Below are 18,427 nucleotides of genomic sequence, written 5' to 3' on the forward strand. Positions count from 1 at the left end.
CTCCCATGAACCCCCACGACGTCGTCATATCAGGCATCGGCCTTGTCTCGTCACTGGGCGAGGGTCCGGATGCGCATTGGCAAAAGCTCGTCCAGCCACGGCTTGAGCCGGTTCTGGAGGCCTCGCGCTTCTCGCCCTATACGGTCCATCCGCTGCCGGAGATCGACTGGAACCTGCAGATCGCCAAGCGTGGCGACCAGCGGCAGATGGAGACCTGGCAGAGGCTCGGCACCTATGCGGCCGGCCTTGCGCTCGACGATGCCGGCATCAAGGGCAATGACGAACTCTGCGCGACGATGGACATGGTGGTGGCCGCCGGCGGCGGCGAGCGCGACGAGGCGGTCGATGCGGCCATTCTCGCGGCATCGGAAAGCCGCAATGACCGCGACGTGCTGCTCAACGAGAAGCTGACCACCGAATTGCGTCCGACGCTGTTTCTGGCACAGCTTTCCAACCTGCTCGCCGGCAACATCTCGATCGTCCACAAGGTGACGGGGTCGTCGCGCACCTTCATGGGCGAGGAAGGTGCGGGCGTTGCCGCCGTCGAGACGGCGGCCGCGCGCATCCGCTCCGGCCAGTCGACGCATATTCTGGTCGGCGGCGCTTTCCAGACCGAACATTCCGACATGCTGCTCGGCTATGAACTGGCCGGCTACCTGCATCGCGGTCCGTGGCGGCCGGTCTGGCAGAGGCAAGGCGCCGAAGGCGGCGGCGTGGTGACCGGATCCGGCGGCGCGTTTCTCGTCCTGGAGCAACGCGAGCATGCGGAAAGCCGTGGCCGGAAGATCTATGCGGAACTCGGCCCGGTCCTGTCCGGTCGCGCCAGGCGCCGGCGGGACGAACTCAACGGCGAGATCGCCACGCTGTTGAAGCAAGCCGCATTGCCGAATGGCGAGCTGCTCGCGATCTCCGGCGCTTCGGGCGCCCATGCCGCGACCGCCGCCGAGAAATCGGCGCTCGACGCCAATCCGGCGATCGCCGCACGCGGCTTTTCGACGCTGACCGGCCACATGAAGGAAGCGCAATTCCCCTTTGCCGTGGCGCTGGCGGCGCTGGCTGTCGACCGCAAGGCCGCCTACCCTGTCTTCGACGCCACAGTCGAAAAGCCGTTTGCCGGCGTCCCGAAGACCGTCCTTGCAACGGCGATCGGCTATCACCAATTCGAGGGCATGGCGCTGATCAAAGCCGCCTAGAGCATCGGACCGAAAAGTGTGGCGCGGTTTTCGGGCGATCCGACGCTCCAAGAGAAACAGGTTTTTGGACAACAAATGGCCAATCTGAACGACCACATCGGCAGGCCCATCGTCGCCGTCACCGGCATCGGCGTGGTGACGTCGCTCGGTGTCGGCAAAGCCGACAATTGGGCGGCACTTACCTCAGGCAAGTCCGGCATCCATCCGATCACCCGCTTCCCGGTCGATCATCTCAACACCCGCATCTCCGGCATGGTCGATTTCCTGCCGTCGAGCTCCAAGGGCGCCAGTCTCCTCACCTATGAGCTTGCCGAAACCGCCGCCCAGGAAGCGATGTCGGAGGCCGGCCTCGATGCCGGCGATTTCGGCGGACCGCTGTTCCTCGCTTCGCCGCCGGTCGAGCTCGACTGGAGCGAGCGCTTTTCGCTCTACAATTCCGACACGCCCAATAATTCAGACAGGCACGATTCCGGCGCCGAAAGGCTGCTGCGGGTAGCGCGCGGCCTCAGAGAACTCGACATCTTCGAGACCACCCAGTTCGGCTCGATTGCCGACCGGCTTGCCGACCGTTTCGGCACGCGCGGCCTGCCGATTACGCTGTCGACCGCGTGCGCTTCGGGCGCCACGGCGATCCAGCTCGGCGTCGAGGCGATCCGCCGCGGCGAATGCGACAGGGCGCTGTCGATCGGCGCCGACGGCTCGGCGACCGCCGAGGCGCTGATCCGCTTCTCGCTTCTGTCGGCGCTCTCCACCCATAACGACATCCCCGAAAAGGCCTCAAAACCCTTCTCCAAGGATCGCGACGGCTTCGTGCTGGCCGAAGGTTCGGGCGCCCTTGTGCTGGAATCGCTGGAGGCAGCACTTGCCCGCGGCGCCACCGTTCTCGGCATATTGCGCGGCTGCGGCGAAAAGGCCGACGACTTCCATCGCACCCGCTCCAAGCCGGACGGTTCGCCGGCGATCGCGGCGGTGCGCGCCGCTCTTGCCGATGCCGGCCTGAGCGAGGACGGGATCGATTATGTCAACGCCCATGGCACCTCGACGCCCGAAAACGACAAGATGGAGCATTTGTCGCTGTCGACGGTATTCGGCGAGCGGATCTCGTCAATGCCGGTCTCGTCGAACAAGTCGATGATCGGCCATACCCTATCGGCTGCCGGTGCTGTCGAGGCCGCATTTTCGCTGATGACGATGCGCGAAAGCATCATTCCGCCGACCATCAACTACGACAATCCCGACCCGGCAATCGTGCTCGACGTGGTGCCGAACACCAAGCGCAACGCCGAGGTCGGCACCGTCCTGTCGAACTCCTTCGGCTTTGGCGGCCAGAACACCTGCCTTGTCATGGCGCGGGAACCGGTCTAAGCGACCTTTTTCAGCCAGACTGAACCGACAGGCACCATGCGCGCATTGCAACTTATCGAGGACCGCCGCCTTGAAACGGTGGACCTGCCGCCCCCGCCGCAACCTGCGCTCGGCGAGGTGACGCTGCGCATCAAGGCCGTGGCGCTGAACCATATCGACGTCTGGGGCTGGCGCGGCATGGCTTTTGCCAAGCGCAAGCTGCCGCTGGTCGTCGGCGCCGAGGCTTCCGGCGAGGTCGAGGCGGTCGGCCCCGGCGTTTCCAGCCTTGTGCCCGGGCAATTGGTGTCGATCTATGGCGCCCGCACCTGCGGTCTTTGCCGCGCCTGCCGCGAAGGCCGCGACAATCTCTGCGAGCATGTTTCGGGCGTGCACGGCTTCCATCTCGACGGCTTTGCGCAGGAAAAGATCAACCTGCCGGCGCGCCTTCTGGTCCCAGCTCCGCCCGGCGTGAGCGAAATCGGCGCGGCGGTGGCGCCTGTCACCTTCGGCACGGTCGAGCACATGCTGTTCGACAATGCCCGGCTGCAACCCGGCGAGACGATACTGGTCCATGCCGGCGGCTCCGGCATCGGCTCCGCCGCTATTCAGCTGGCCAAGAAGATGGGCTGCACGGTCATCACCACCGTCGGCTCGAACGACAAGATCGACAAGGCCAAGGCGCTCGGCGCCGACCACGTAATCAATTATCGCGACGACCGCTTCGAAGGCATCGTGCGCAAGCTGACCAAGAAGAAGGGCGTCGACGTGGTGTTCGAGCATGTCGGGACCGACACCTTTGCCGCCTCGATGCTGTGCCTGAAGCGCGGCGGCCGGCTGGTCACCTGCGGCTCGACCTCCGGCGTGTCGACACAGATCAATTTGATGCAGTTGTTCCAGCAGCAGTTGAAGCTGCTCGGCTCGTTCGGCTGCCGCATGGAAAATATGGCCGACGCCATGCAGAAGATGGCCGCGGGCCTGGTCGCGCCGGTGATCGACACCGAGGTCGGCTTCGACGGCATCGATGCGGCGCTGAAGCGCATGGAAGGCCGCGACGTCTTCGGCAAGATCATCCTGCGCGTCGGCTGAAATGATCGGCAACGCCTTCAGGAAGATCCGCAGGGACCTGGGATTCCGCTATGGCAGGCGGCTTCGCCAGTTCAACTACTGGCTGGTCGCGCGGGTCGCTATGATCATCATCTCCGCGCTGCGCCTGCTGCCGCCCGACAGCGCGCTCAATTTCGCCGACCGCGCTGCCCGCCGCATCGGCCCCTGGGTAGCGCGCCATCAGGTCGCCGTCGACAATCTGCGCAAGGCCTATCCGGAAAAGAGCGATGCCGAAATCGAGGCGATCGCTTCCGACATGTGGGGCAACATGGCCCGCCTGGCCGCCGAATACATCTTTCTCGATGCTTTGTTCGACTACGATCCCGCTGCGACGAAGCCGGGCCGTGTCGAGGTCAAGGGCGTGGAGCATTTCGTGCGCATCGCTGGCGAGGACAAGCCGCATATCGTCTTCACCGGGCATCTCGGCAATTTCGAGCTGCTGCCGGTGGCTGCGGCGACATTCGGCATGAACATCACGGCGCTGTTTCGCCCGCCCAACAACCCTTACCTCGCCGAGTACATCCTCTCGACCCGCCGCTCGAGCATGGGATCGCTGCTGCCGTCTTCGACCGGTGCCTCGTTCGCACTTGCGGCCATCCTGGAGAAAGGCGGCAATATCGGCGTGCTGGTCGACCAAAAATTCACCGGCGGGCTCGAGACGACATTCTTCGGCCGCCCCTGCGAGAGCAACCGGGTTCTCGGCACCCTGGCGCGGCACTACGATTGCGATGTCTACCCGGCGCGCTGCGTACGCCTGCCGAACAACCGTTTCCGGCTCGAGATCGAGGACAAGCTCACCTTGCCGCGCACCGCCGGCGGCAGTGTCGACGTCCGCGCCACCACCCAGCTTCTCAACGACGTGGTCGAGCGCTGGGTGCGCGAAGACCCCGGCCAGTGGATGTGGTTCCACAAGCGCTGGGAGATCAGCGGCCGCAAAAAGCGTCGGCCAGCGACAATGCGCGACAAACCCGCCTGAGCGCACCATCTTTTTTGGGTGCAAGCCTTATTTTGTTCTTGCTTTGTGCCGGCAGCTATGCTACTAATTTCGGTATGGTGCTATTTGGCCCCAACGAACCCGCCGCTCCGGCGGGTTTTTTATTGCGGGCCGAGGAGCAGGCCCTAATTCGTCACGAGAATCCGCGTATTGCCGAAGCCGGCTTCGCGCACCATCGAATAGAACGCGGCGGCGTTGCTGGGGTGGAGGCGCACACAGCCATGCGATGCCGGGCGCCCCAATTGCCGGATCGCGCCGGTGCCGTGGATGGCATAGCCGCCGCGGAAGAACACCGAATAGGGCATCGGCGACATGTCGTATTTGCGCGAATACCACATCCGGGCCGTCCGCTGTGGCCGGTAACTGCCGCGCGGCGTGATGTAGCCCTTGCGGGCGGTGGAAACGCTCCACCGATAATACGAAAGCCCGTATCTTACCGTCATCGTCTGTGAGGAAATATCGATGTTCGCGACCAGGCTGGCCGCACGGCTCTCGAACGACGAACCGAACAGCATCGCTACTAATGCCGCTGCCATGAGAACAGTGTTTTTCATGCAATCAAACCCCTTTGATGCCCCTTGCCTGCCTGCCGTCACGCTGTTCTCCAGCGTTTTGATGGCAAGCCAGCGAGCTAACACCTACTCCCTGACGATTTCACCAATCCAAAGCAGCGAATTTGAACGATTTCCCGCAATAGTTGCCGTAACGACACGCAATCGCCTCGCAATTCGCCATCGGGCTTGCAAAACCGCCTCATCCGCTGCTCAATTCGCCGAATGAACGAACCGAACGAACGGCTCCTCAAGGCTATCGATGACCGAGCCGATGATCTGGTTGCCCTGACTGCGGATCTGATCCGCTTTCCGACCATCAATCCGCCCGGCGAAGCCTATCCGCCATGTGCCGAATATATCGGCGCGCGGCTGAAGAAGCGTGGTTTTGAGATCGAATTCATCCGTGCCGAGGGCACGCCCGGCGACACTGACCGTTACCCGCGCGTCAACGTCGTCGCCCGCTTCGATGGCCGGGCGCCGGGTGCTTGCGTGCACTTCAATTCGCATATCGACGTCGTCGAGCCCGGCGACGGCTGGAGCCTCGATCCGTTCGCCGGCATCGTCAGGGATGGCAAGGTCTATGGCCGCGGCGCATGCGACATGAAAGGCGGGCTTGCTGCCTCGATCATCGCCGCTGAAGCCTTCATGGAGGTGTTTCCCGATTTTCCCGGCGCCATCGAGATTTCAGGCACGGTCGACGAGGAGTCCGGCGGCTTTGGCGGCGTCGCGCATCTGGCCAAGCTCGGCTATTTCTCGAGGCCGAAGGTCGACCACGTCATCATTCCCGAGCCGCTCAACAAGGACCGCATCTGCCTTGGCCATCGCGGCGTCTGGTGGGCCGAGATCGAGACCAAGGGCGAGATCGCGCACGGCTCGATGCCGTTCCTCGGCGACAATGCGGTGCGCCATATGGGCGCCGTGCTGCGGGCCTTCGAGGACGAATTGTTTCCGGCGCTCGACCGCAAGATGACGCGCATGCCGGTCGTGCCCGAAGGCGCAAAACGCTCGACCATGAACATCAACTCGATCCATGGCGGCCAGACGGAAGATTTCCGGCCCGGCCTGCCCTCGCCCAACGTGCCCGATTCCTGCCGGCTGACAATCGACCGCCGCTTCCTGCTCGAAGAGGATCTCGCTACGGTCAAGAGCGAGGTGACCGATATCCTGGAACGGCTGAAGCGCGAGCGCAAAAAGTTCGATTACGAGATCCGCGATCTGATGGAGGTGCTGCCGCTGATGACCGAGCGCGACGCACCGGTGGTGAAGGCGGTCGCGCAAGGCATCATGGAGATATTCGACCGCGAGCCGGATTATGTGATTTCGCCCGGCACCTACGACCAGAAGCACATCGCCCGCATCGGCCACATCTATGACTGCATCGCCTATGGCCCGGGCATCCTCGATCTCGCCCATCGGCCCGATGAATGGGTCGGCATTGCCGACATGCTGGACTCGGCAAAGGTGATGGCGATCGGCCTCGGCGTGCTGCTGAGGGGCGCCGGCCCGCCATGATCCGGCCATGGGCGGAAAAACATTCCTCCCGGCGTCGGCACACGGTACGAAACGCAATTTACTCGGCGGCGAATTCACGCTTCTATCCGCCCGGGTTTGAGCACGTGTTTTAGACATGGGGAGTTGCACGATGAAATTGTGGAAAACCATTCTGGCCGCCGCGGCGCTGGCGTTGGCCGCCGGGACCTCGGCGATGGCCGCGCGCACCGACCTGGTCATCGGCATTACGCTCGAACCCCCGCATCTCGACCCGACCGCGGGTGCCGCCGCGGCAATCGACGAGGTACTCTATGCCAATGTCTTCGAAGGCCTGACCCGCATCGGCCCGAACGGCGAGGTGCTGCCCGATCTCGCGCAAAGCTGGAGCATTTCCGACGACGGCAAGGTCTACACTTTCAAGCTGCATACAGGCGTGAAATTCCATGACGGCACCGACTTCAACGCCGACGACGTGAAATTCTCGCTCGACCGTGCCCGCGCCGACAATTCCGTCAACGCGCAAAAGGCCCTGTTTGCCGCCATCGACAAGGTCGAGGTCGTCGATCCCGCGACGGTGAAGGTCACGCTGAAGAACCCGCAAGGCTCGTTCCTCTACAATATGGGCTGGGGCGACGCGGTGATCGTGGCGCCTGAGACAGCCGACACCAACAAGGAAAAACCGATCGGCACCGGCCCGTTCAAGTTCCAGAACTGGGCCAAGGGCTCATCGATCACGCTGGTCAAGTCGGATAATTACTGGGGCGCCCCGGTATTTCTCGACAAGGCCGAGTTCCGCATCATTCCGGATGCCGCCGCCGCCGTTCCGGCGCTGCTTTCCGGCGACGTTCAGGCCTTTCCGTTCTTCGACCCCGACAGCGTCGCCCAGGTCAAGGACGATCCGCGCTTCAAGGTGGTGATCGGCTCGACCGAGGGTGAAACCATCCTGTCGATCAACAACAAGAAGCCGCCCTTCGACAAGCTGCAGGTCAGGCAGGCGATTTCCTTTGCGCTCGATCGCAAGGCGATCATCGACGGCGCCTCGGCCGGCCTCGGCGTGCCGATCGGCTCGCACATGTCGCCCGCCAGCAAGGCCTATGTCGACCTCACCGGCCTCTATCCGCACAATGTGGAGAAGGCCAAGGAGTTGCTGAAGGAAGCCGGCCTGGAGAATGGCTTCAAGGCGACGCTCAAGCTGCCGCCGCCCTCCTATGCGCGGCTTGGTGGCGAGATCATCGCCTCCGAGCTTCGCGAAATCGGCATCGATCTCGAGATTATCCCGGTCGAATGGGCACAGTGGCTGGACCAGGTCTTCACCAAGAAGGATTACGACCTGACCATCGTTTCCCACACCGAGCCCAATGACATCGATATCTATTCGCGCAAGGACTATTACTTCAACTACGACAATCCGGCCTTCGACAAGATCATCGACGAGCTGAACCTTACCTCCGACGAGGCCAAGCGCATGACGCTGCTCGGCGAGGCGCAGAAGGTCCTGGCAGACGACGCCGTGGTCGGCTTCCTCTACGAATTGCCGAAGGTCGGCGTCTGGGACGCCAAACTGCAGGGCCTATGGGAAAACGCCCCCATCCAGGCCAACGACCTGACCAAGGTGAAGTGGACGGATTGATCGCTGACAGAAAGGCGAAAGTTGCACTCCGTCACACCCCCCTCTGTCCTGCCGGACATCTCCCCCTCAAGGGGGGAGATTGAGCCCTCACCGCCGCTTTCGCTAACCACTAGCGTTGCAAGGACAGTGCCGGCGTTGAAACTGCCAATCTCCCCCCTTGAGGGGGAGATGTCCGGCAGGACAGAGGGGGGTGGGCGGGAACGCAAGCTTCGCCCGGTTTTTGCGTCCGGCAACACAGCGGTTCCTCAACGTCCATGACCGCCTACCTCCTCAAGCGCCTCATCATCGCCATCGTCACGCTGGTTCTGGCCTCAATGGTCGTTTTTGCCGTGCTGGAGATCATTCCCGGCGACCCGGCGCGGCTGATGCTTGGCCTGAACGCCAGTGCCGACCAGATCGAATTGCTGCGCAACCAGATGGGCCTCAACGCTCCCGTCGTGCTGCGCTATCTGCATTGGGCCGGCGGCTTGCTGAGCCTCGATTTCGGTCGCTCCTACACCTATTCGGTGCCGGTCATCGATCTGGTCCGCGAGCGCCTCGTCGTCTCGCTGCCGCTGGCGCTGATGGCGCTGGCGCTGTCCACAGTCATTGCCATCCCGGTCGGGCTGTTTTCCGCCAGCCGGCGCGGCCGGGCCGGCGACACGGTTGCGATGGGCGCCGCCCAGCTTGGCGTCGCCGTGCCCAATTTCTGGTTTGCGCTGATGCTGATCTATCTGTTCGCCGTCTGGCTGCGGCTGGTGCCGGGCGGCGGTTTTCCCGGCTGGGGCGCCGGCGTCTGGCCGGCGCTGAAGTCGCTGCTCCTGCCGGCGGTCGCCCTCGCTCTGCCGCAGGCGGCGATCCTCGCCCGGGTCACCCGCTCGGCGCTGATTGAAGTGCTGAATGAGGATTACATCCGCACCGCCCGCGCCAAGGGCCTGCCCTATCGTCTTGTCTTGTGGCGGCATGCGCTGCGCAACGCCTTGATCCCGGTGGTCACCATTCTAGGCCTGCAATTCGCCTTCCTGCTTGCCGGCACCATCATCATCGAGAACGTCTTCTATTTGCCCGGCCTCGGCCGGCTGGTGTTCCAGGCAATCAACCAGCGTGACCTGATCGTGGTCGAGAGCGTCGTCATGCTGCTGGTTGCCGCCGTCATCATCGTCAATTTCGTTGTCGATCTCTCCTATGCGGTGGTCGATCCGCGCCTGAGAGGCAGGCAATGACGCTGCACATCGACATCCCCGACGAGAACCTTGCCGGCATCCTGGCCAAGGCGTTTCGAAACCGTTCGTTCCTCGCCGGCTTCGTCGTCACCGCACTGGTGGCTGCGGTCGCGATCCTCTCCTTCGTGTGGACGCCTTACGACGTCACCAGGCTGGTCATTTCCGACAAGACCCAGGCGCCGTCGCTGGCGCACTGGTTCGGCACCGACCATTTCGGTCGCGACATCCTGTCGATGATCATGGTTGGCGCCCGCAACTCGATTGCCGTGGCGCTGGTGGCGGTCGGCATCGGCATGGGCGTCGGCGTGCCGCTCGGCGCCTTTTCCGCGGCGCGGGGCGGCATCGCCGACGACGTGCTGATGCGGCTGAACGACCTGGTCTTCGCCTTTCCGGCGCTGCTTTCGGCAATCATGATCACCGCCATCTTCGGGCCCGGCGCGTTCAACGCCATCATCGCCATCGGCATCTTCAACATCCCGGTGTTCGCGCGCGTCGCCCGCGCCGGCGCCCTGGCGATCTGGCCGCGCGAATTCATCCTCGCCGCCCGCGCCGCCGGCAAAAGCAGGACGCTGATCAGCATCGAACATGTGCTGCCCAACATCGCCACGCTGCTGCTGGTGCAAGGGACCATCCAGTTCGCGCTGGGCATACTGGCCGAAGCCGGGCTTTCCTACGTCGGGCTGGGCACCCAGCCGCCGATGCCGAGCTGGGGCCGCATGCTGTTCGACGCCCAGACGCGCATGGTGGTGGCGCCGTGGATGGCGATCTTTCCGGGCATGGCGATCGTCATCACCGTGCTTGGCCTGAACCTGCTCGGCGACGGTATCGCCGACATCCTCGATCCGAAATCGCGGCGGCAGCGATGAGCCTGCTCGAGATCGAGAAGCTGTCGCTGACCATCGGCGGCACCCGTATCCTCAGAGACGTCGAGCTTTCCGTCGCGCCGGGCGAAATGATGGGGCTGGTCGGCGAATCCGGCTCCGGCAAGTCGATGACTGCGCTCACCGTGATGCAGCTCTTGCCCTGGGCGGCACGCGCCAGCGGACGCGTTACCTTCGACGGCATCGATATTCTGGCGGCGAGCGAGGATCAGATGTGCGCGCTACGCGGCGACGACATCGGCATGGTGTTCCAGGAGCCGATGACGGCGCTCAACCCGGTCAAGACCATTGGCGAGCAGGTCGCCGAAGGTATTCGCTGGCACACCAGGGCGAGCCGCGCGGACGCCGAACAACGGGCGCGAAAAATGCTCGACCGGGTCGGCTTGCCGGCGGCGCAGTTCCCGCTGTCGCGTTATCCGCATGAGCTGTCCGGAGGCCAGCGCCAGCGCGTCGTCATCGCCATCGCCTGTGCGCTGAAACCCAAGCTGTTGATCGCCGACGAGCCGACGACCGCGCTCGACGTGGTGCTGCAGGCGCAGATCCTCGACCTGCTGCGCGACCTCGTAGCGGAAAACCGCATGGGCCTGCTGCTGATCTCGCACGACCTCGCCGTGGTGACCGAGATGGCGGACCGCATCACCATCCTGCGCCATGGCGAGGTGATGGAGGCCGGCGACACGGCGCGCGTCCTGTCCGAACAGCTTCATCCCTATACGCGACAGCTGGCGCAGGCCTCGATGCATGTGCCGGCGCGGGCCCGCACACATGACAGCGGATCGGCCAAACCTCTTCTTCGGGTAGAAAATGTGACGCGGGATTATCCGGCACGGCGCATATCGCTGCTCAAGCGAGGGGCTCCCATCCGCGCCGTCGACGATGTTTCCTTCTCGATGGCGCCCGGCCAGTCGATGGCGCTCGTCGGGCGTTCCGGCTGTGGCAAGTCGACGCTTGCTCGCATGGTCCTGGCACTGGACAAACCGACGGCCGGTACGATCCGCTTCCGCGGCGATAACCTCACCGGCAAGAGCGAGGCGGAGCTGAAGCCGGCACGGCGCGACATGCAGGTCGTGTTCCAGGACCCGTATGGTTCGTTCGACCCACGCCAGAAGGTCGAGAGATTGGTGGCCGAGCCGCTGCATGTGCTGGAGAAGAAGCCGGCGCCCGCCGCGCGGCGCGAGATGGTGGCGTATGCGCTGCACGAGGTCGGCCTCTCACCAGGCGACATGGACAAGTATCCGCATGAGTTTTCGGGCGGCCAGCGCCAGCGCCTTTCGATCGCCCGCGCCATCATCACCCGGCCGAAGCTGGTCGTCGCCGACGAGCCGGTCTCGGCGCTCGACGTCTCGATCCGCGCGCAGATCCTCGATTTGTTCGCCGAGCTCAACCAAAAACTCGGCATCGCCTATCTGTTCATCACCCATGATCTGACCGTCGCCCGCGCCATCACCGACGAGGTGATGGTCATGCATGACGGCAAGATCGTTGAGCGCGGCAGGACGAGCGAAGTGCTCGACCACCCGCAATCCGAGGCGGCCAAGGCGTTGGTCGCTGCTGCTCCAGACCTGCACCGGGCGATCGCGAAACGACTGCAGGAACAGGGGTGAGCGGCCTCAGCCTTGCGGCTTGACCAAATCGGCCGGGCTGATGTCGAGCAGGTCGAGCGTGCGGCGCAACAGCTGCATCTCGCTCCCGGCAAGTTGCGAATCGGCCTTGGCGATCTCGGCCATGTGGCGGGCGAGCAGCTTGCGCCGTTCGACGTCGAGGTCGCGGAATTGGGCGACGGCCTGCGAGCTGTTGGTCTCGTAGCCGAAATCGTTGAGATATTCGATGACGCTGTCGACGCTGGTGTCGGGAATGCCGAAGGCGTCGCGGCAGATACGTCTGAAGGCGGTCATTTCGCTTTCGCTGACCGAACCGTCGGCCAGGATCATACGGAACAGCATCAGCAATTCCGCCGACAGCACCGGATCGTCCGCGACCTTGCGCACGCCGGGGTCGCCGTCGAAGATCGAGCGTATCTGGTCCAGCAATCCCATCGCCATCAGCCCCTTCCGATTCGTCGGGAAGGTAGCGCGGAATCGGCTTGGCGCAAACGGGTGCGAATGGTGGAACAGGGCAATCGGTTTTGAATTCGCCTCCTCACCCTTTTAGGGCGTTGGCGCTGCGCCTCACCTGCCTGCCGGCATCCCCCGTTTAGTGACGGGAGAGGGGCGCTCTCGTCACCGGTTTCGCCAATCGCAGGCGCTGCAAGAAAAGGCGCCGACGTTGCGACCAGCCCTTTCTCCCCGTCACTATGCGGGGAGAAATGCCCGGCAGGGCAATGAGGGGCGGCGGCGACATCGACAATTGGTGGTCTCCGCCACAATTTGGAAACTGTCATTCGTCCGAAGCGATTGCCCTTCGTGATCGAACGCGCCGCACCGTTCTGGCACTCCCATAAAACTGCCGGCCAATCCGGCGAACCCGCTGCGCTCATTGGTGTGTGACCGCGCGACTGATAGTATGCCGTTGTACGAATCATGTTGAGGAGGGACCGAACATGAATCTCAGTGCGCCTACCCAGCTTATTTTCATTATATCCCTTGTTATCGCCATTATCGGCGTTCTCGCCGCGCTTGGCGTCCTTGCGTTCATCCCTTTGGCTGCTGTGTGGATTGTTGTCATCGCTTACATCGTGCTGGCCGCCGGCTGCCTGATGCGCGGCGCCTAAACACGTCCAGACAATTCAGAATCTCAGGCAACTCGGAGCGCCCGGCCAAAAGCCGGGCGCTTTTGATTCCGACGAATGGTCTGTTAAAGTCGCGTGGCGGAAGGAAAGCGCATGCCCGACAGCGAAGACGGCAGCCGCCACGAAAGCCCAGGCCTCGATCGGTTCGAGATGGTGCGGCGCGCGCCGAGCCATCGGCTTCAGGGCGTCGTCACCGACATGTGCGGCTTTCGCGAAACCATGCCAGGCCATTTCCGCGCCGTCGAATATGCCTCGCTGACCGTGCCGCTGGTCATCAGCTTTGCCGAACCCTTTGCCATTGGGCTCGGCCAGGACCCAGGCGACAATGACCGCTTCACCAGTTTTGCCTCCGGCCTTTATGCCGGGCCGGTAGTGATCGAATCCTGCGGCGGCACCTGCTGTGTGCAGATCAATTTCACCCCGCTCGGCGCTCGTCGCTTCTTCGGCCGCCCGATGAGCGAACTGACCGACCGCATGGTCGGCCTGGATGACGTGCTCGGCGTCGAAGGCATCGCGCTTCGCGAAAGGCTCGGCAATGCGCCGGATTGGAGCACACGCTTTGCCATCGCCGAAGCCTTCGTCGGTGATCGGTTGGCAACCGCGGACCGCACTCAGGCCGAAATGGTCTGGGTCTATGAGACGATCGTCTCGACGCGTGGGCGGATCCGCATCTCGACGCTGGCCGAAAAGCTTGGCTGGAGCCGCAAGCATCTTACCGGAAAATTTTCGGACGCTATCGGCACCGGCCCAAAAACGCTCTCGCGCATCGTCCGCTTCAATCATGCGCTTGGCCTGTCGAGACAGGCCAACAGCGCTTGGGCCGACATCGCCGCCGACTGCGGCTATGCCGACCAGGCGCATCTGGTACGCGAGTTTCGCGACCTGGCAGGCGTCGCGCCGACGGCGCTTGCCGCGAGGTAACATTTCTTCAAGACGCGCAACCGGCCTTCGCGCAGACTGGGTTGATCGACCAACCCGCTGAAGGAGATCAGCCATGCCGAACACCCCCGAACCACCGCTGCTTTATCCGGCGCTGCGCTACAGGAATGCCGGCAAGATGATCGACTGGCTGTGCGAGGCCTTCGGCTTCAGCGTTCGTGCCCGCTATGGCGAAGGCGACGTGGTGCACCACGCCGAACTCGCTTTCGGCTCTTCGATCGTCATGCTCGGCACGGCGCGCGACGACGCCTATGGCAAGATGGTCGGCGCGCCGGGTTCGGGTGGCGGCAAGTCGATCTACGTTGCGGTCGCTGACGCAGACGCGGCATACGCGCGGGCAAAGACCGCCGGCGCCGAGATTCTGGAAGAACTCACCGACCGCGACTATGGCAGCCGCGAATTCATCTGCCGCGATCCGGAAGGCAACGTCTGGTCGTTCGGCACCTACTGGCCGAAGGCTGACGAGAAAGCATGATCCCGAAAAGTGGAGACCGGTTTTCGGACAAGATCATGCTCAGGCAAAGTATCTAACGCGCCAGCCCAAAAATCGTGTCGCAGTCGAGGTGGGTTTCCAGTTCGGCTGCGATCTCGTCCAGTGCCCGTTCGACCTCGGCGCGGTAGTCGATGCCGCCGCCCTTGACGCCGAGGCTTTCGAGGAATTTCGCCCGGAAGGCGTCGGCGGAAAACAGCCCGTGCATATAGGTGCCCAGCACCTTGCCGTCGGCCGAGATAGCGCCGTCATCGATGCCGTTGATAACGGCGGACGGCCGCAGCGTGTCCGGACCGGTGGTGCGGCCGAGATGGATCTCGTAGCCCTCGAGCGGCAGATCGAATTGCACCGAGCGCGCGCTGACATTGCGCACCGTCTTTTCCGGCTCCATCACCGTTTCGACGTCGAGCAGGCCAAGCCCTTGCGTTTCTGTAACGCTGCCCTCGATGCCGTCGGGATCGCGCACGATATGACCAAGCATCTGGAAGCCGCCGCAAATGCCGACGATATGACCACCGCGTTTCCTATGCGCGGCAAGGTCGCGGTCCCAGCCGTTCTCGTGAAATTTCAGGAGATCGCCGATCGTCGACTTCGAGCCGGGAATGACCACCAGACCCGCATCTTCGGGCAAGCGCTCACCAGGCGGCACGAACACCACCTCAACTTGCGGTTCGGCCTTGAGCGGGTCGAGATCGTCGAAATTGGCGATGCGCGAGAGCACCGGCACGGCGATCTTCAGCGCGCGCTTCTCGCCGGACGCCAGTCGCTCGAGCACGACGGAATCTTCCGATGGCAGCCGCGCCGCCGCCTTCAGCCACGGCACGACGCCAAAACAGCGCCAGCCGGTGAATTTTTCGATCGCCTTGATGCCGTCTTCGAACAGCGAGACGTCGCCACGGAACTTGTTGATGAGGTAGCCGACGATCATGCGCCGGTCCTCCTCCGGCAGGATCAGATGGGTGCCGGCGACCGAGGCGATGACGCCGCCGCGATCGATATCGCCGACCAGGATCACCGGCACGCCGGCGCGCGTCGCAAAGCCCATATTGGCAATGTCGCGGCTCCTGAGATTGATCTCGGCCGGCGAGCCGGCGCCCTCGACAATGACCAGATCGGCGCCCTCGCCGACCTTTGCCCAGGAGTCCAGTACCGCATCCATCAGCCGGCCCTTCAGCGCCTGGTAGTCGCGCGCCCGCGCCTCGCCGAACACCTTGCCCTGCACGACGACTTGAGCGCCGACATCGGTCTGCGGCTTGAGCAGCACCGGGTTCATGTGGACGATCGGCGCCACGCCGCAGGCGATCGCCTGCAGCCATTGGGCGCGGCCGATCTCGCCGCCGCCTGAATCGCCCGGAATATCGGCGACGGCCGCGTTGTTCGACATGTTCTGCGGCTTGAACGGCCGCACCTTCAGGCCGCGCTTCTTCGCCGCGCGGCAGAGGCCGGCAACCAGCACCGTCTTGCCGACATCCGAACCCGTGCCCTGCAGCATGATCGCCTTGGCCATATCAGCCCCTGCCCTGCGCAACAGTTCCGGTGATCGTCGACTTGGCTGCCAGCGGCCCGCCGCGCCAGATGTAGAGCGCCAGCAGCGGCTCCTTGCCGGTGCGCATGGCGTGGCTGATATCAGGGGCATGGTGGATCACCTCGCCCGCCGCTCGAAGGCGAAAACCGCCATCGCCCATGCGCCATTCGGTGCCGCCGGTCAGCGGGATGTAGATCTCCTCCGCGACATGGTGGTGATCGGGGTAGACGGTGTCGGGTCCAAGGATCAGCAGGCCGCCCGCGACCTCGTCATTGACGAAATGCCCGCGTGTACCGAACACCTCCAGCCAGCCGTAATTGTCGATGAAAACCTTGCCGAAATCCGCCTCGCCATAGGTCTGGCCCCAGTGCAGATAGCCGCGACGCTCCGCAACCAGCCGCGCCAGCGACTTGGCCGCAGCGGGAGCGAGTTCGACGATCCGGTCGAGCTGGACGAGACAAGGCAGTGCATGCGGTTCGAGCGGACGGGACGGCATGTCCCAGCCGATCCGGGCCACGGCGTCGCGCACCAGCGCATCATCGAACGTCTGGAGATAGGCATGGAAGCATCCAAGCAGTTCGTCGAAAGTTGTCGTCACACTTTGCTCCAAAGCGCATTCGCCCACAGCGGCTGCCCAGATGGTTGGATCAAGACGGGTCGGGTTGCGCGGCGGCATCATTGGTCTAGATTGGACGGCGCGCAAAGCCAAAAACGACAGGCCAGCAGGCCGGAAACATCAGGGAGCACGCCATGGACGCCGCTGTCGATGCGGGCACCAGCCAGTTCGAACTCAACGAGGACCAGCGCGCCATCCAGGAGATGGCGCAAGCCTTCGCCGCCGACCGCGTGGCGCCGAACGCACTCGACTGGGATCGCAACAAGCATTTCCCGGCCGATGTGATCCGCGAGACAGGTCCGCTCGGCCTTGGCGGCATCTATGTCCGCGACGACGTCGGCGGCTCGGGGCTCGGCCGGCTCGACGCCGTGCTGATCTTCGAGGCGCTTTCGCGTGCCGATCCGGCGTTTTCCGCCTTCATCTCGATCCACAACATGGCAGCATCGATGATCGACCGCTTCGGCAGCGACGAGCAGCGCCGGCGCTTCCTGCCCAAACTGACCTCGATGGAATGGCTGGCCAGCTACTGCCTGACCGAGCCGGGTTCGGGATCCGATGCCGCGGCGCTGAAGACGCGTGCGGTCAAAAGCGGCGGCGACTATGTGCTGAACGGCGCCAAGCAGTTTATCTCCGGTGCCGGCGACAGCAACCTCTATGTCGTCATGGCGCGCACCGGCGCCGACGGGCCGAAAGGCATTTCCACCTTCGTCGTGCCGAACGATGCGCCGGGCCTTTCCTTCGGCGCCAACGAGCACAAGATGGGCTGGCACATGCAGTCGACGCGCCAGGTCGTCTTCGAGGACTGCAAGGTGCCGGCCGAAAATCTTTTGTCGGCTGAAGGCGCCGGTTTTGGCATCGCCATGGCCGGGTTGGACGGCGGCCGGTTGAACATCGCCGCCTGCTCGCTCGGCGGCGCGCAATCGGCACTCGACAAGGCACTCGCCTACACCGCCGAACGCAAGGCTTTCGGCTCGAAGATCAACCAGTTCCAGGCGCTGCAGTTCAAGCTTGCCGACATGGAGACCGAACTGCAGGCAGCGCGCGTCTTCCTCTACACCGCCGCCTCGAAGCTCGACCGCAACGCGCCGGAGGCCTCGAAATGGTCGGCGATGGCCAAGCGCTTCGTCACCGACGCCGGCTTCAACGTCGCCAACGACGCCCTGCAGCTGCACGGCGGCTATGGTTATCTGCACGACTACGGCATCGAGAAACTGGTGCGCGACCTGCGTGTCCACCAGATTCTCGAAGGCACCAACGAGATCATGCGCGTCATCATCGCTCGCGCGCTGATCGGACGGTAAGGCAGTAGGCAGTAGGCAGTAGGCAGTAGGCAGAAAGATGACCGGCAAGATCAATTCGTACAAGGATCTTATCGTATGGCAGCAGGCGATGGATCTGGCCGTCACCACCTACTCCCTGACCAAGGCATGGCCAAAAGAGGAATTGTATGGGTTGACCAGCCAAATCCGCCGCTCAGCAACCTCTATTCCTGCAAACATCGCGGAAGGTTACGGCCGAGACAGAGGCTCCTATCAGCAATTTCTCAGGATTGCCCAGGGATCGCTGAAGGAGTTCGAGACACACCTCCAGATCGCCGAACGCATTGGCCTTGCTACGCATGATCAAGCTTATCACGTGCTTTTAGCGACCGAGGGCATCGGGAAAATGCTTCGCCAACTTATTAGCAAACTTGCGCCCGAATAGGTCGCTTACTGCCTACTGCCTACCCAAACCAC

18 protein-coding genes are annotated in these 18,427 nt (G+C 63.6%); 14 read left to right on the plus strand and 4 right to left on the minus strand.

All coding sequences use genetic code 11. The features are described 5' to 3' along the window. Positions 1–5: 5 nt before the first annotated feature. The 4 genes from NKH99_RS16720 (at position 6) to NKH99_RS16735 (ending at position 4,617) form a co-directional block, all read left to right on the plus strand. Positions 6–1,193, plus strand: a complete 1,188-nt coding sequence (locus NKH99_RS16720) for a beta-ketoacyl-ACP synthase (protein WP_352928205.1) — start codon at positions 6–8, stop codon at positions 1,191–1,193. Positions 1,194–1,268: 75 nt separating this feature from the next. Next, on the plus strand, positions 1,269–2,558 hold the full coding sequence (locus tag NKH99_RS16725) for a beta-ketoacyl-ACP synthase (protein WP_353014749.1): 1,290 nt from the start codon (positions 1,269–1,271) through the stop codon (positions 2,556–2,558). 36 nt (positions 2,559–2,594) lie between these two features. Continuing rightward, complete coding sequence (locus NKH99_RS16730) at positions 2,595–3,623, plus strand: zinc-binding dehydrogenase (protein WP_352831024.1); 1,029 nt, start codon at positions 2,595–2,597, stop codon at positions 3,621–3,623. A 1-nt stretch (position 3,624) separates the two neighbouring features. Next, positions 3,625–4,617 (plus strand): lipid A biosynthesis lauroyl acyltransferase, encoded by a 993-nt coding sequence (locus tag NKH99_RS16735; RefSeq protein WP_353014750.1) that lies wholly within the window; start codon positions 3,625–3,627, stop codon positions 4,615–4,617. A gap of 143 nt (positions 4,618–4,760) precedes the next feature. Here the strand turns inward: NKH99_RS16735 and NKH99_RS16740 are convergent, their stop codons facing one another. Further along, on the minus strand, positions 4,761–5,189 hold the full coding sequence (locus tag NKH99_RS16740) for a L,D-transpeptidase (protein ID WP_352470461.1): 429 nt from the start codon (positions 5,187–5,189) through the stop codon (positions 4,761–4,763). A 222-nt stretch (positions 5,190–5,411) separates the two neighbouring features. On the opposite strand from NKH99_RS16740, the gene NKH99_RS16745 reads away from it, so the two are divergent. The 5 genes from NKH99_RS16745 to NKH99_RS16765 all read left to right on the plus strand — a co-directional run bounded on the left by NKH99_RS16745 (position 5,412) and on the right by NKH99_RS16765 (position 11,997). Continuing rightward, a complete protein-coding gene (locus NKH99_RS16745) occupies positions 5,412–6,701 on the plus strand; it encodes an acetylornithine deacetylase/succinyl-diaminopimelate desuccinylase family protein (protein WP_353014751.1) in 1,290 nt (429 codons plus the stop codon). Positions 6,702–6,831: 130 nt separating this feature from the next. Next, positions 6,832–8,310 carry an ABC transporter substrate-binding protein gene (locus NKH99_RS16750; protein ID WP_352680003.1) on the plus strand — a complete coding sequence of 493 codons (1,479 nt, stop codon included), beginning with the start codon at positions 6,832–6,834 and terminating at the stop codon, positions 8,308–8,310. Between the two features lie 254 nt (positions 8,311–8,564). Continuing rightward, positions 8,565–9,512: an ABC transporter permease gene (locus tag NKH99_RS16755; RefSeq protein WP_352767992.1), complete on the plus strand. Its 948-nt coding sequence runs from the start codon at positions 8,565–8,567 to the stop codon at positions 9,510–9,512. Beyond that, positions 9,509–10,378: an ABC transporter permease gene (locus tag NKH99_RS16760; protein WP_353014753.1), complete on the plus strand. Its 870-nt coding sequence runs from the start codon at positions 9,509–9,511 to the stop codon at positions 10,376–10,378. The genes NKH99_RS16755 and NKH99_RS16760 overlap by 4 nt, the downstream gene beginning before the upstream one ends. Continuing rightward, complete coding sequence (locus tag NKH99_RS16765; protein ID WP_352918969.1) at positions 10,375–11,997, plus strand: ABC transporter ATP-binding protein; 1,623 nt, start codon at positions 10,375–10,377, stop codon at positions 11,995–11,997. Before NKH99_RS16760 ends, NKH99_RS16765 begins: the two co-directional genes overlap by 4 nt. A gap of 6 nt (positions 11,998–12,003) precedes the next feature. Here the strand turns inward: NKH99_RS16765 and NKH99_RS16770 are convergent, their stop codons facing one another. After that, positions 12,004–12,435, minus strand: coding sequence for a TerB family tellurite resistance protein (locus NKH99_RS16770; RefSeq protein ID WP_352685127.1), 432 nt, complete (start codon positions 12,433–12,435; stop codon positions 12,004–12,006). Positions 12,436–12,932: 497 nt separating this feature from the next. Here NKH99_RS16770 and NKH99_RS16775 point away from each other — a divergent pair, with 497 nt between their 5' ends. The 3 genes from NKH99_RS16775 (at position 12,933) to NKH99_RS16785 (ending at position 14,535) form a co-directional block, all read left to right on the plus strand. Next, on the plus strand, positions 12,933–13,103 hold the full coding sequence (locus NKH99_RS16775) for a hypothetical protein (RefSeq protein WP_352451984.1): 171 nt from the start codon (positions 12,933–12,935) through the stop codon (positions 13,101–13,103). Between the two features lie 111 nt (positions 13,104–13,214). Then, a complete protein-coding gene (locus tag NKH99_RS16780) occupies positions 13,215–14,042 on the plus strand; it encodes a helix-turn-helix domain-containing protein (RefSeq protein ID WP_352490695.1) in 828 nt (275 codons plus the stop codon). Between the two features lie 73 nt (positions 14,043–14,115). After that, positions 14,116–14,535 carry a VOC family protein gene (locus tag NKH99_RS16785; protein WP_352613989.1) on the plus strand — a complete coding sequence of 140 codons (420 nt, stop codon included), beginning with the start codon at positions 14,116–14,118 and terminating at the stop codon, positions 14,533–14,535. Between the two features lie 52 nt (positions 14,536–14,587). Here NKH99_RS16785 and NKH99_RS16790 read toward each other — a convergent pair whose 3' ends face one another. Both NKH99_RS16790 and NKH99_RS16795 read right to left on the minus strand, forming a co-directional pair. Then, positions 14,588–16,057, minus strand: coding sequence for a cobyric acid synthase (locus NKH99_RS16790; RefSeq protein ID WP_353014754.1), 1,470 nt, complete (start codon positions 16,055–16,057; stop codon positions 14,588–14,590). 1 nt (position 16,058) lies between these two features. Continuing rightward, on the minus strand, positions 16,059–16,673 hold the full coding sequence (locus NKH99_RS16795) for a dimethylsulfonioproprionate lyase family protein (RefSeq protein WP_352742252.1): 615 nt from the start codon (positions 16,671–16,673) through the stop codon (positions 16,059–16,061). A gap of 152 nt (positions 16,674–16,825) precedes the next feature. On the opposite strand from NKH99_RS16795, the gene NKH99_RS16800 reads away from it, so the two are divergent. Together NKH99_RS16800 and NKH99_RS16805 are read left to right on the plus strand one after the other, a co-directional pair. After that, a complete protein-coding gene (locus NKH99_RS16800; protein ID WP_352815760.1) occupies positions 16,826–17,992 on the plus strand; it encodes an isobutyryl-CoA dehydrogenase in 1,167 nt (388 codons plus the stop codon). Positions 17,993–18,029: 37 nt separating this feature from the next. Continuing rightward, entirely contained in the window at positions 18,030–18,395 is a 366-nt protein-coding gene (locus NKH99_RS16805; RefSeq protein WP_352815761.1) for a four helix bundle protein, read from the plus strand. Positions 18,396–18,427: the final 32 nt, after the last annotated feature.

The organism is Mesorhizobium sp. M0854, assembly GCF_040319815.1.
GTDB lineage: Bacteria > Pseudomonadota > Alphaproteobacteria > Rhizobiales > Rhizobiaceae > Mesorhizobium.